This is a genomic window from Rossellomorea aquimaris TF-12 (genome assembly GCF_001648555.1).
Lineage (GTDB): Bacteria > Bacillota > Bacilli > Bacillales > Bacillaceae_B > Rossellomorea > Rossellomorea aquimaris.
Window position 1 is genome coordinate 1 of the sequence record NZ_LQXM01000020.1, and the last position, 13,456, is coordinate 13,456.

Annotated in this window: 16 protein-coding genes; 6 read left to right on the forward strand and 10 right to left on the reverse strand. The window is 34.3% G+C overall.

All coding sequences use genetic code 11. The features are described from left to right. Positions 1-66 precede the first annotated feature (66 nt). Both IQI_RS02985 and IQI_RS02990 read right to left on the reverse strand, forming a co-directional pair. Positions 67-1,584, reverse strand: coding sequence for a glycine betaine uptake BCCT transporter (locus IQI_RS02985; protein ID WP_328585724.1), 1,518 nt, complete (start codon positions 1,582-1,584; stop codon positions 67-69). Between the two features lie 159 nt (positions 1,585-1,743). Continuing rightward, positions 1,744-2,586, reverse strand: a complete 843-nt coding sequence (locus IQI_RS02990; protein WP_064091249.1) for an alpha/beta fold hydrolase — start codon at positions 2,584-2,586, stop codon at positions 1,744-1,746. A gap of 358 nt (positions 2,587-2,944) precedes the next feature. On the opposite strand from IQI_RS02990, the gene IQI_RS02995 reads away from it, so the two are divergent. Both IQI_RS02995 and IQI_RS20500 read left to right on the forward strand, forming a co-directional pair. Further along, complete coding sequence (locus tag IQI_RS02995; protein ID WP_231893376.1) at positions 2,945-4,048, forward strand: endonuclease; 1,104 nt, start codon at positions 2,945-2,947, stop codon at positions 4,046-4,048. Between the two features lie 127 nt (positions 4,049-4,175). Then, positions 4,176-4,316, forward strand: coding sequence for a hypothetical protein (locus IQI_RS20500; protein ID WP_156509823.1), 141 nt, complete (start codon positions 4,176-4,178; stop codon positions 4,314-4,316). 93 nt (positions 4,317-4,409) lie between these two features. Here the strand turns inward: IQI_RS20500 and abc-f are convergent, their stop codons facing one another. The 6 genes from abc-f to IQI_RS03025 form a co-directional block, all read right to left on the reverse strand. Continuing rightward, the gene (gene abc-f, locus IQI_RS03000; RefSeq protein ID WP_064091250.1) at positions 4,410-6,023 is read right to left on the reverse strand and encodes a ribosomal protection-like ABC-F family protein; all 1,614 of its coding nucleotides are present in this window, start codon (positions 6,021-6,023) and stop codon (positions 4,410-4,412) included. A gap of 329 nt (positions 6,024-6,352) precedes the next feature. Beyond that, positions 6,353-6,565, reverse strand: coding sequence for a hypothetical protein (locus tag IQI_RS03005; RefSeq protein ID WP_064091251.1), 213 nt, complete (start codon positions 6,563-6,565; stop codon positions 6,353-6,355). 82 nt (positions 6,566-6,647) lie between these two features. Then, positions 6,648-6,989, reverse strand: coding sequence for a hypothetical protein (locus IQI_RS03010; protein ID WP_064091252.1), 342 nt, complete (start codon positions 6,987-6,989; stop codon positions 6,648-6,650). Between the two features lie 268 nt (positions 6,990-7,257). Further along, on the reverse strand, positions 7,258-7,455 hold the full coding sequence (gene cspD, locus IQI_RS03015; RefSeq protein WP_032088076.1) for a cold-shock protein CspD: 198 nt from the start codon (positions 7,453-7,455) through the stop codon (positions 7,258-7,260). 172 nt (positions 7,456-7,627) lie between these two features. Continuing rightward, positions 7,628-8,182, reverse strand: a complete 555-nt coding sequence (locus IQI_RS03020; protein ID WP_064091253.1) for a DinB family protein — start codon at positions 8,180-8,182, stop codon at positions 7,628-7,630. Between the two features lie 110 nt (positions 8,183-8,292). Further along, positions 8,293-8,652 carry an NUDIX hydrolase gene (locus IQI_RS03025; RefSeq protein WP_064091254.1) on the reverse strand — a complete coding sequence of 120 codons (360 nt, stop codon included), beginning with the start codon at positions 8,650-8,652 and terminating at the stop codon, positions 8,293-8,295. Positions 8,653-8,775: 123 nt separating this feature from the next. Here IQI_RS03025 and IQI_RS03030 point away from each other — a divergent pair, with 123 nt between their 5' ends. From IQI_RS03030 to IQI_RS03040, 3 genes are all read left to right on the forward strand, one after another. Beyond that, positions 8,776-9,243: an NUDIX domain-containing protein gene (locus IQI_RS03030; RefSeq protein ID WP_064091255.1), complete on the forward strand. Its 468-nt coding sequence runs from the start codon at positions 8,776-8,778 to the stop codon at positions 9,241-9,243. A 65-nt stretch (positions 9,244-9,308) separates the two neighbouring features. Next, the gene (locus IQI_RS03035; protein ID WP_064091256.1) at positions 9,309-9,914 is read left to right on the forward strand and encodes a hypothetical protein; all 606 of its coding nucleotides are present in this window, start codon (positions 9,309-9,311) and stop codon (positions 9,912-9,914) included. Next, positions 9,911-10,165: a DUF2164 domain-containing protein gene (locus tag IQI_RS03040; RefSeq protein WP_064091257.1), complete on the forward strand. Its 255-nt coding sequence runs from the start codon at positions 9,911-9,913 to the stop codon at positions 10,163-10,165. The genes IQI_RS03035 and IQI_RS03040 overlap by 4 nt, the downstream gene beginning before the upstream one ends. Positions 10,166-10,282: 117 nt before the next feature. On the opposite strand, the gene IQI_RS03045 is transcribed toward IQI_RS03040, so the two are convergent. Continuing rightward, the gene (locus tag IQI_RS03045) at positions 10,283-10,732 is read right to left on the reverse strand and encodes a hypothetical protein (protein WP_064091258.1); all 450 of its coding nucleotides are present in this window, start codon (positions 10,730-10,732) and stop codon (positions 10,283-10,285) included. Positions 10,733-10,838: 106 nt separating this feature from the next. Next, entirely contained in the window at positions 10,839-12,056 is a 1,218-nt protein-coding gene (locus IQI_RS03050; RefSeq protein ID WP_064091259.1) for a two-component system sensor histidine kinase NtrB, read from the reverse strand. Positions 12,057-12,214: 158 nt separating this feature from the next. Between IQI_RS03050 and IQI_RS03055 the strand changes: the two genes are divergently transcribed. After that, positions 12,215-13,399, forward strand: coding sequence for a permease (locus tag IQI_RS03055; RefSeq protein WP_197489699.1), 1,185 nt, complete (start codon positions 12,215-12,217; stop codon positions 13,397-13,399). Positions 13,400-13,456: the final 57 nt, after the last annotated feature.

Here is a 13,456-nt window from a genome sequence, read left to right on the forward strand (position 1 = left end):
CCATATATGGCTTAGAGGTTTTTTTACTTTTATCTTTATGTGTATCAAAATCCTTGCTAATAATAACTACCCAATGTCTTTAACATCAGAAGAACTCTTTTTCTTCCTTTTGCTGATTCCTTCTTTTTGAAAAGAAAGAATTAATCCATATGTCATTACAAATAAGATTATTCCTAACGGTAATGCCGTGATGATCGTAGCAGCTTGTAATCCGCTAATACCTCCTGTACCCATTAGAATGGCTGCGATCGCTGCCAAAATAAGTCCCCAACTAAACTTCACAAAGAAGGGTGGGTTTAAACTACCGTTTGAGGTTTGCATCCCAAGTACGAACGTGGCAGAATCGGCAGATGTAACAAAAAATGTAATGATTAAGAATAGTGAAATGACTGATAAAACGACACTTAAAGGCATCTGATCATAAACATAGAACAGAGCAGTCTCGAGACTTTGCCCCGATACATCTACACCTTGTACCAAGTCATAATACAATCCCGTTCCACCGAATACACCAAACCATAAAGCACATACTATTGTAGGCACAATGATGACGGCAATGATGAATTCTCGAACCGTTCTTCCTTTTGATACCCTAGCAATGAAGGTTCCAACAAATGGAGTCCAAGAAATCCACCAAGCCCAATAGAAAATCGTCCAATCTTTTACCCATTGGTTGTCCTCAACATTAAATGGAGAGAACCTCAATCCCATGCTCGGTAAATTTTGCACATAGCTACCAAATGTGGTTGAAAATAATTCAAGAACAAATTGAGTAGGACCTAAAATAAGAAATGTGAAGAATAATAATACTGCTAAGACCATATTAGCATTACTTAGATATTTTATCCCTTTTGATAGTCCGGAAGCAGCAGATGAAATAAATAAAACTGTGGCAACCGCCATAATGACAAGCTGTACTTTAAAATTAATGGGAATATCTAATAAGTAATTTAGTCCACTATTTATTTGCTGAGCTCCAATTCCAAGTGAAATAGCAACACCGAAGATCGTTGCAAATACTGCCACTATATCAACAATATAACCAATTGGACCTTTCACTTTTTCACCGAGAACCGGGTAAAGAGTGGCACTCATTAAACCTGGCATCCCTTTTCTGAACTTGTAATAAGCCAATGCTAATGCGACCACTGCATAGATTGCCCATGCATGGAATCCCCAATGCAGATATGTATAACGTAAACCAACCTTAGCAGATTCAATGGTCCCTCCTTCACCAAAAGGAGGAGATGAGTAATGAGAAACTGGCTCTGACACACCATAAAACAATAACCCAATTCCCATTCCAGCACTAAATAACATGGCAAACCATGTTGCAGTTGAATACTCTGGCTTGTCATCTTCTTTACCAAGCTTAATTCTTCCATATTTACTAAAAGCAAAGAATATTGCAACGACAAAAAAGAATGTTGCCGAAAATTGATAAAACCATCCAAACTTATCTAATAAAATTCCCTGGATGTTCGACATGACGTCCATTAACTGATCTGGTAATATTACTCCCCAGGCAACAAATATGACACCAATCGTAAAGGATATCCAAAACATTGGAGTAAAATTCTTCAACTAACATTTCCCCCTTATTTTTTTGTAGAGTTTAATTAAATGAGTAGATATGCAGAGGATTTAACAAATACACAATTTTATTAATACCCTATATTCGAATACTTAAACAGAAGTGGTTAACATTTGAGGGACGGACCTCCAAAATTGGAGGTCCGTCCCTCAAATGTTTTGTGTTTGGAATTGTTGAATTGCTTTTTGGAATTTGTCTCGCTCTTCCAGGAATGGGTAGTGGTTACTTTCTTCAAAAATAATCATTTCACTATTTGAAATACCTTCATGCATTTCATATGTTAGTTCCACTGGGCACTGAACATCATGCCTTCCACAAAGTAAGAGTGTTTGAGCAGTGATTTGCGGTAACTTGTTGGTAACATCATATATCAACAGTTCCGATGAAAAATGATTCAATCGGAGTACATTCATTTTTTTTTGAATCTTTCCATTAAACCAATCATGGTATTTTTCTGAATGGTACAAAGACAATTTTGTTCTCTCTTCTGAAAGTTCCTTTCTTTTTACTGTTGACAATTTTGGATTTTTTAGAGCAATTAATAAATCTTGCATAACTTTAAATTGAGGGTGCTCCTGATGATAAATACATTGCTTGCAATCTGTATAATCTCTCGGGGATGCTCCAGTAATGATAAGTTGTTCCAAGCTGGAAGAGTACCGTATTCCATAAATCACACCCAGTATACCACCTGTAGAATGTCCCGCGAAACTCCATGATGTATAACCCAATGACATTCTAATTTCTTCTAAATCAAGAAGGGTATAAATCATGCTTAAATCAAACGGTTCTTCAGATAAAACTGAATGACCACATTCCCTAAGATTAACCAGTATGACATGATAATACTGAGTAAAACAATCAGCATAATGGTCTCCTGTTTCATTAAATTCTGAATAAAGATGAGTAATACATAGGGGTTGACCAACCCCTTTCCTAAACACTTCGAAAGTTCCTCTTTTAGTATGAACCAGTTGTTGTTCCCATTGCATAGTCGGCCCCCCTATATATCAATCTAGAATTAATGCTTCTTAAAACGCAAACTAATATTGAGCTTCTTTTCTGTAAAGATTATGTAGACTATTTTTTGAATGTGTACTATCTATAATTATGATCCATAGAAATGACCCTAACTCAGCCTAGCATTGCCCACTAGTTAAAGGTATGTCAATCGTACCATTTTTATCTGTTTCTTCAAATATTCCCCTATCATACTCATCTTATTGTACTCTATAAATATATGAAAAAAGGAGGAAAGTTGCTTTGTTAAAATTAAATCATTCCATAAACTTATTAATTGTATTCTTAGCTTTTCTCTTAACAGGTTGCACTGAACTACCATCTAACTCTATTTCTCAACCTGACACAGTCCAAAAAATCCAGCCAAATGTTGAAAAAAACCTGGAAAACCTTTCAGTGAAAGAAGCAATGGAAAATCAAGATGGACGTATGGTTAGAGTTAGCGGTTATATTGTAGGACAACCCATTTCTGAGTCGAATATTGTTATGGACAATTATTCAAACAATTTCTCGCTTGCATTGGCTGATTTAAATACAGAACAAGATCCAAAACATATTCTCTATGTACAGATTCCATCTGAGTTCAGACATCGTTTTGGCTTACAAAGCAATCCAAGCTTAAAAGGGAAAAAGCTTTCCTTAACAGGCAATTTATCATTATATTTCTCTCATCCCGGTTTAAAGTCCCCCTCTGAAATATCTTTTATAAATGAGGATGATAAAAACGAGGATCCTAAAAATCCACCAGAATTAGAAGTGTATTATGCATCTGCTTCAGGTAAAAAAGGAGATGACTTAAAAAAAGCCCTTCATGAAATCATAGACAACCACACTGAGCTTTCCTACAAGGATGTGTGGGATGCACTAAGAAAAACAGACGAAGACCCAAATAACCCAAACAATGTCATCCTCCTGTATTCAGGGCGTTCACAATCAAAATACTCTAATGGAGGAGACATTGATGATTGGAACCGTGAACATGTCTGGGCTAAATCTCACGGAGACTTTGGAACAGCTAAAGGACCAGGGACGGACCTCCATCATATACGACCAACAGATGTTACCATTAATTCATCGAGAAGTAACCTGGATTTTGATTCAGGAGGATTACCTCACCCTGAAGCTCCTCTCACCTTTTATGATCAAGATTCCTGGGAACCACGTGATTCAATTAAAGGCGATGTTGCAAGAATGCTCTTTTATATGAGTGTTCGATACGAAGGGGACAACGAAGAAATTGATTTAGAGTTAAATGACATTGTAGAAAATAACCATAATCCTTTTCATGGAAAGCAATCTGTTCTATTACAATGGCATAATGAAGACCCTGTAGATGATTCAGAAAGACGAAGAAATCAAATAATCTATGAACAGTACCAAGGAAATCGAAATCCATTTATCGATCACCCTGAGTGGATTAATGAAATGTGGTAATCAAATGTACCTTCTGAATGAATGTCAAACTCTTAATACTTCCCTCCCAATAAAAATATCCATTAATTAATGTCGTGTATTATTTTTTGGCATCTCGGGCAAATTAAATGATATGGAGGTGATAATCATGACAAACAACAATAACAACAAAAAACCACAACAACAAAAAAATGAAGCTGAATTCGCTCAAGAGCAAAATGCTGCTCAAAAAGCTAGAAAAGCTGCTAAGCAACAAAACCAACAAAACCAACAAAATCAAAATAAGTAATCTAACATACTGACACAAACACTTACTTAAAAAGAGACTAGTTTACCAAAACTAGTCTCTTTCATGAGGTCCGTCCCTCCCTAAAAAGACCTTTTATTTTCCCGTTTTCTCTTTCTTTAGGGACTGGCGAATAAGGTTTAGCCTCTTTAATACTCTGGTGTATTCTTCTTCTAAACCATCCATATCCTTTTCTTCTTCTGGAAAACTTAATCTGCTTATTAATTCAACAAGTTTATTTTCTAACATCAGCTGTTCATCATTGTTATGACTCTTAGGTAAAGTGTGAGAATTCGATTGCTCCCAATCTCGTAGAGATCCGTCAAACATTTCCACTTGATTATCTTTTATGATCCATAGCTTATTTGCTACATTTTCAATAAACCGTTTGTCATGAGATACGAGCAAGATAGTACCTGGGTAATCGATTAATAACCCTTCTAGCGCTTCTAAAGTATCAAGATCCACATGGTTTGTTGGTTCATCTAATACCAGTAAGTTAAAGTCTCCCACTAATAATTTACCAATCGCAACCTTTACTCTTTCCCCACCGCTTAAATGGTTAATTTTTTTATGCACATCTTCTTCATAAAAGCGTAAACGAGCTAAAATGATGCGAATAACATGTTGCGGCAATGTGCTACCATTCATAATAAATTCAAGAATCGTTTTATCTAATGGCAAATTGGAAAGCTGTTGATCAAAATAGCCAACCTTCACACTTTTAGATATATCAACCCTATCGTCTTTTTCTTCTAGAAGTTGACGGATTAAAGAGGTTTTGCCGCTTCCGTTCTCCCCAATACACGCAGTTTTACTGCCTGTTTTTAATTTCAACTGAGAAATGGAATACAAACGTTTTTGATGAAATGTTTTTTCAATATCCTTCGCTATAAGCAATTGCTTTCGATGGACGGGTGATTGAACGGTATACTCCATTTTGACTTTTTCCCACTCAAATGGCTTTTCAACCTTTTCTAATCTTTCCACTCTTTCACGAATCACATTAGATACTCTTTCAATTTTCCCCTTTTTCCCAGCAGCTTTTCCTTTATAAAGACTTGACTCGGAAGTTCCCATTCTAGAAGGTGGTTTGTTCATATTTTGGGACTGCTGAACCTTTTTACGATACCGTTCCATCAACCGTTTCTTTTCTTTTGTATATTCTTCATATTTTTCCTCTTGTGATACTTTTTCTCTTTCTTTTGCTTTAAGATAGTCTGTATAATTTCCTTCATATTCTTTGAATTCCCCATGAGATAACTCCCATATTTTTGTGCAAACACCGTCAAGTAATGATCGATCATGTGAAGCTATAATACATGCTCCCGACCAATTTTTTAGCCTTACCTTTAAATCTTCCACTTTAGACCAATCTAGGTTGTTTGATGGTTCATCTAAAAAAAGTATATCCGGGTTATGAGCGAAGACTTCATTTAATTTACGAGTTGTTTTCTCTCCACCACTTAGTGGTTCGATAAAATCACTTTCACTACTTAATTGCTCAAAATAGCCTGTTGTCCCATACCATTCAACCTCTGTTTTATTAGAATTTATACCAAGCAGTGTTTTAATCAGCAATGACTTCCCTTGTCCATTTCTCCCAATAAGACCGATTTTTTCTCCTTTATAAATCGATAACTGGGGTAAAGAAAAGAATGTTTTTTCTCCAATTGAAAAGTGAATATTTTTAGCTTTCATATACAACATAAAAAAACCTCCCCGAAATGCTCCGGAAAGGTTATTTATAGCATATTCCTTTATAATCATTCTGTGCACATAATCAGAAAAGCCATCAGTTTATTTATAGAAAATAATTCTGTGGACTAAATAACACAAGTATCACTTGTGCTTATATATGAGCAATGAATGCCAAAAGGGCATACTACACCTATCCGGAACGAGCAAAATAAAATTATTAAAAATAGCTAAACTCGTTTGGGTCTGGACAGGTCATTTACTTCATTGCTCTACAATTCAGTCCTTTCATACTTTATATTTTCATTATATAAACCAAGAATATAAAGTGCAACCAAATTTTAACTTTTTTTCATTTTTTTAAACGGTTTATAGGCAATGATTACAGCAACAACTGCTGAAATCACATTTATCAATGTACCAATGATTGGATTTCCTCCATATCCGGAAGGGTAAAGATATGTTAACAATAGTCCTACCACAATACTCAATAGAAGCGTCATTAATACAAAAATTCCAATAAAAACGAAAAACTTTCTAGCATACTTCCACAAAACAAAATCACCTCTGAACTCTTTAAAATGGTATGTATGGGTTTACTATATCACACACAAAAAATGAAATAATGATTACATATTATAAATATTTATAAGAATTCAATATCCCTTTTATGTATGGTGTTTTTTCCGGAATGGCCACCCCACAACGAATTAATTCGCTCCATAAATATCGATCTAAGGAATAATAATCTCTATTAATTTTATTTTTTAAAATCCAATGGGGGATTTGTATTTCGTACACCTTATGTTCGTAAGTTAATAGTAGTTGATAGGTTGACCCCCAACCCATTATAAGGACAGAGCTATTTTGATCCCAATCCAATAATTGTTTTTCTACACATTCGATTACATGAAAAAAAAATTCTTTATGGGAAAATTCAGCTGCAATATGGTCTCTGGTCAAATCATAGAAATTCATTATCGATCTCCTTCGGAATGTAATGTACTACTATGCTATATAAAAGTAAACACTCCCTGCTAAAAGTATGGTGGAGTGTTTTTTTAAGGATATGTAGGGAAAATTCTAACAGATCTATATCATCACTATATTAGTATAGTACTTTTTCGATATATTGAATAGTATGATTCATTAAACTCTTCGATAATTCCTCAGATAATTTCAAACAACCTATAAAAAAACAGAGTACGTCAATGACGTACTCTGTTTGGAAGTTTTTACAATTGAATTACTTTTGAACGTTTGCTGCTTGTGGTCCACGAGCACCTTCAACGATTTCAAATGTAACGTCTTGACCTTCTTCTAATGATTTGTATCCTTCACCTTGGATTGCAGAGAAGTGAACAAAAACATCGTCTTGACCTTCTACTTCGATAAAACCGAAACCTTTTTCTGCGTTAAACCATTTAACTTTACCTTGTAACATAAAACAAGTACCTCCTAGTGCAATTGCACATTAAAAATTTATATTCTTGCTCTGATTAAAGTTCAAGACGAATGTTTTCAATCATGAGTATTAATCGAACAAAAATAACTATCTATACTATAACAGATTCAAGTTAGAAACTCAAGTTTGTAAATGGGACTAATTGTAAATCTCACTCAACGGTTATACGCTCTTTTTCTTTGATATGTAGTTTTTTTATCATACGAATTTGGCCTCTATGGTTAATTTCATCTTCGAAAACATGATACCACTTAAAGAAGTTGTTTCCTTTTTGACCATACCACCAATCGGTTTCTTCATAAAGCCATTCTTCCTCTTTCTCTCTAAATTCATAAATGGTCTTTTCTCTACTTTCTTTAAGTATATCCAAATAATACTCAACAGAATTCCCTTTAATGGTCTCAGCAGCTTTTGCTCCTAAACTTAAAGCAGGTTCTAAGGTTTCAGCATATTCCTCAATCTCATCATTATTCCAATTGGTAAAGGTAAGGGCTTGATAGATTTTCTCCACTGCATCAAAATGAGCAAGAAGCATACCAATTGAATTGGCTTCATCATGGCAACGATAATCCAATTCTTCAATCGATAAATTTTCAACTTCACGTATCGTCGTATAACGAGCATACTCCATCATAGATACTAAAAGTGAAAAGTCTTTTTTTAGACCATTCTTTTCTTTAATTAAATAAATTGAGTTCAAGTCCATTTATATTCCTCCATTTTTCTTCTGTTCTATATACAGATTAGATAAAAACATTAAATCCCCTTCAAAAATATGGATTTCTCTGTTGGAAATTTAATTTTATCTTCTATAAGCTACTTAAAAATCAACCTTCTAATTGGATCTGTAATGTCATCAAACTTTTCAATGTCATCGAGGGAAATCCATTTCAAATCAATAATATCATCATTGCATTTTTCCTTTTTATCTAAATATACATTTCCACCAATTTCTTCTACAAGAAAAGTATACTTGCCGTCCATTTTATGTAGCAAAGAGCATATCTTAACTTCCAAACCTGTCTCTTCTTTTACTTCCCGGATACAGGCTATTTCAGGGGTTTCACCCTTCTCAATTCCTCCTCCTGGAAAAATCCATACAATTGCTCCTCTCTGAACTCTTTGTTGTACCATTAATACTTCATTGTTTCTGAGGATAATTCCTCTAGCATGCATCGCTCCACCCCTTTCTGTATGATTTATCTAATATTACCATTTTAATACATACTTTTGTGGTGGGTAATCGTACATTCTGCTAAACTATTGTTCTATACAAAAAATGAGAAGGAGTTGGGTACAGTGTTGTTTCCAATTAGAATTAGAGCAGGAGCACTTATTATAGAACAAAATCAAATATTGCTAGCCGAGTTTCAAGATGAAAAAGGACTTCACTACAACCTTCCCGCTGGTGGCGTGGAAGAAGGTGAAGGAATAAAGGAAGCTGTGCGCCGCGAAGTGCTGGAAGAAACGGGAGAAGAGGTTGAGGTTGGTGATTTAGCTTTTGCATACGAGTATGCACCCCATTTAAATGAAAATTTTTATGGTGAAACTCATGCCTTGTCATTGTTCTTTCGGTGCATCAGGATGTCCAAGTCAGAAGAAATTATTCCTCAACAACCTGACCCCACTCAAACAGGAGCAAAATGGATTTCATTATCAGATCTGGATTCCATCGTTCTTTATCCAAAAATTCAACACCAAATTCTTGAATATGCTCGTCATTCAAATACAGATATTTTTATTGAAGAAACTTCTCTTTCAAAATAGTATTTACACTTGAAATCCCCATATCCTTTATTGTACTGATACAATAGAAGTGGAGGAGGAATAATATGGTATATATTTGGTTCATCTTCATTTTATATGCAATATTATTTGCACCTGGAGAAGAATTAAGGAATGACCCCATTGTTCAAGGTCTTTTAACTGGCCAATTTAAAAATTTAGATGCTCTTGTTGTTACGGTATTCATCTTTTTAGGACTTTTCCCATTATTATTTGCTACCCTTTTACTGCCTAAGGATAAAAACATCGTTCCAGCATGGCCGTTTGTTTTAGGATCGATGTTGTTAGGAGCATTTAGTCTTTTACCCTATTTTTTCTTAAAAAAAGACGGAAATTCACTTCCAGTACGAATACCAAGTTGGATGGTCACTCTACTTAACTCAAGATGGTATTCAATGCTTCTCTTTCTCATAACCATATCTGCATTAACGTATCTACTAAATGGATTTTCTTTTAAAGCCTATTGGCTATCTTTCAAGGAATCTAAACTCGTAAGTGTAATGACAATTGATTTCTTAATACTTACTTGGCTTTCCTATTTCATCATAAAAGAACAATACGGTATAAAAAAGTATACTTGGTTTAGCTTCTTTCCTATACTAGGTCCTCTTATGTTACGATGGAGGAAACTTAACGGGAGGAAACTGAAATGATTTTCACAAAAATTCCAAAAGAACAGAGAGATGAAATGATTGAGAGAATCCAAACGTTTTATTATGAGCAAACCGGGGATGAAATCGGAGAATTAGGAGCAGAGAATTGGTTTGATTTCTTCATGAAAGAGATTGGTCCTTTTCTTTATAATCAAGGAATTTCGGATTCTAAGGATGTGCTAATGGATAAAATGCTTCTTTTAGAAGATGACCTTTATGCTTTAAAGAGACCACTACATAACAAACGTTAATTGAATGTAAAAAAGTTCTGCCATCGGTTTTGTCAATCAGATTGGTTATATGGGGGAAGAAAAATATCGAATATAGTTTTCTCTGTATATTGCAAAAAAGAGTAAAGCTCATGAGCTTTACTCTTTTTCTATTTTATGAAGAACCATTTCATCGATTTTTCCGTTTTCATTTACTATTTCAACTGTGACAGTTTTTTTATCTTTGTCTTTAATTTCCTTAATCAATTGATCAATCTTTTCAGATTCTTTTATTTCGATGGTTTTCTCAACGCTATACTTTTTAGATTTTTCATTTTTTTTGTGACTTTTTAATTCTTCATCTGTGTAAACCAGGTCTATTCCAAGAGCATTCCTAATTGTACTCCCTTCAAGAAAGAAACGGGCTTGAAATGGAGTGTTTGGTTCTAATGCTTCATCCGTTAAGACACTTATAAATGTAATGGTTTTCAAATGTTCATTTATAATGACATGCCCATCAGTGACCATGTCTGCAGCATTACGATTACAGCCACTTAATATTGCAATAAATAATACTCCAACTATAAAAATTACCTTTGATGCCTTCACTCTTTTTCCTCCTAATATGTAAATGCTCTTCTATCTTATCAAAAAAAAAACATATCGTGCCAGAAGAACGGAAAATGTGTATGATACTAGCAAATAATAAACTTATTTATTCCTCAAATGGCAGCTCAATCATAAAAGTCGTTCCTTCTTTAGAGCTTTTAACATCTATTCTTCCTTGATGACTCTCAATAATTTTCTTAGAAAGGGACAACCCTAAGCCTGTTCCATCACTTTTTGTTGTAAAGAAAGGGTCAAAAATATGCTCCTGCATGGATGGACTAATTCCTATACCATTATCTTTAAACGAAATGACTAAATTACTCCCAATTTTTTTCGTTTCTATTTCAATAGCAAGTACATCATTGTTCTTCGCTCCAAGTGCATTTTGAAAAAGATTAATAAAAACTTGTAAAAGCTCGTCTGTGTTTACCTTCACTCTCAACTTTGTAGAGTCTTCAGACAGATGAAAATTCAAAGTCACATCGTGTAGTAAAGCCTCTGTTTTCAAAAACTTTCCGATTACATTTTTTATTAGGTGGTCAGATTGATACAGTTCCCTATGTAATTCTGTAGGCTTTGCAATACTTAAAAAATCAGAAATGATTTTATTAGCACGATCAATTTCAGGAATTAATAAGTTTCTAAATAATGACTCATGGTCGATATTTTTATCAGCAAGCAACTGTAAAAAACCACGAACTGTGGTAAGAGGGTTACGGATTTCATGTGCAATCCCTGCAGCTATTCTTCCGGCCAGAGCTTGTTTTTCAAATTCTTTAATGGCATTAAGAAATAAAAAAGTTCCAATTACTCGTTGGATATTCCCTTCTTCATCTCTTATTATTTCTGTATTCATTATTCCGTAATTACTGTCGAAGACTTCTTTGTTTTGAATTGATACTTCGGTCTTCAATGTTTGAATCATAGCAATATCATCATCAGGAATTTTTAGTAACTCCCTTATATGCTTTCCAATAATTTCGTTTTGATCAACCTGTAAGTCTAAGGCTGCTTGTTTATTACAAAGCGTTATGACACCATTGGCATCAATAAACGTAATATGGTGAGGCACAAGATCAAGAATTGGTAAAACAAAAGCTTCTAGCACCTCAATTGGAAGCTGGTTCTCCCCTCCCCATTTGAATCTGGAGCTTGTTTCACCTATATCTGTTTTGGGGATTTCAGTTAGGTTAACGGATTCATTCGTTTTATTCATTTTTAATCCAAGCTCAGGATTCCTGTACTCAAAGGATTGAGGAAGATCTTTAACTAAAGTTCGAAGGAACTCATTTTCTTTTTTCATCTGTTCCATATGTTGGTTCATAATGACTCCTCTGTATATATATAGGATATATGTACTATATTACCATAATTGATCTCTTTTCACTCTTTTAGTATTTTACCAGAATTCCACCACGATGTTTATTTTCAATGAAAATGGAAAAATAATAATTATAATTGGACGAGAGGAGTATATTTTCATTGATTGAAAAAATAGGAGAAGCCGCGTTTACTTCGTTAGGATTTTTTTGGAAATCCGGTTGGGCTTTTGTACTAGGGTACTTCATCAGTTCGATGATTCAAGCCTTTATCCCCCAAGATAAAATGGGTAAATATATGGGGAACGCAAAGCTTAAATCAGTTGGACTTTCCACTTTTTTTGGAGCGATTAGTTCTTCATGTTCTTTTGCCGCTCTTGCAGCCGGAAGAAGCTTATTTAAAAAAGGAGCTCATTTTATTCCAACACTTGCATTTTTATTTGCTTCCACTAATTTAGTCATAGAATTAGGCATCTTAATCTATGTATTTCTCGGATGGCAGTTTGTTGTTGCTGAATTAATTGGTGGAGTTGTATTAATCTTCGTTACTTGGATATTAGTAAAGCTTACTTATCCTAAGAAATTAATAGAGGATGCTCGAGAAAATGTAAATGACGAAGGGGAAGAAGAAGAGCAATTTGATTGGAAGAAAAAAATAAAAACAAAAAACGGTTGGCTGCAAGTCGGTCATGAATTTGTGATGAATTGGAAAATGGTATGGAAAGAAATCACAATCGGATTTACGATTGCAGGAATTATGGCAACGTTTGTTACAGATAATACATGGAAAACATTTTTCCTAGCTGATCAATCTGATTCTTTTTTGAAAATACTTGAAAATGCCATTATTGGACCATTGGTTGCCATGTTAACATTTATTGGCTCTATGGGTAATATCCCCATCTCTACCATATTAGCATCTAGTGGTGTCGCATTTGCAGGAATCATGGCCTTTATATACTCTGACTTAGTTGTACCACCTATTGTAGCTGTCCACAAAAAATATTACGGCTTAAAAACCGCACTTTATATAGCTGGAATTTTCTATATTTCAATTATTTTAACTGCTTTAGGGATGCATTACTCCTTCACTGCTCTAGGCATTATTCCAGAGCAGGCTAAGCAGATTATGAATGAACAGCCATTTAAAATTGATTATACTTTTTGGTTAAATATTGGTTTTATTCTTATTACAGCATTAGCTCTTTTCTTAAATTACAAATTTAAGCATAGCGATGCTAAAGCTTCAATGATGAAAATGGAAGGAGATTCCTCAATAAAAACGTGGATGACATATCTTTCTATTATATTTCTTGTCGTAGGAGTCATTTTAAAACTATTCATCTAAATTTCTTACTGTCTAAAGGGTCATTTCTTTAGACAGTTTTTTATCTGGCTACCTTTC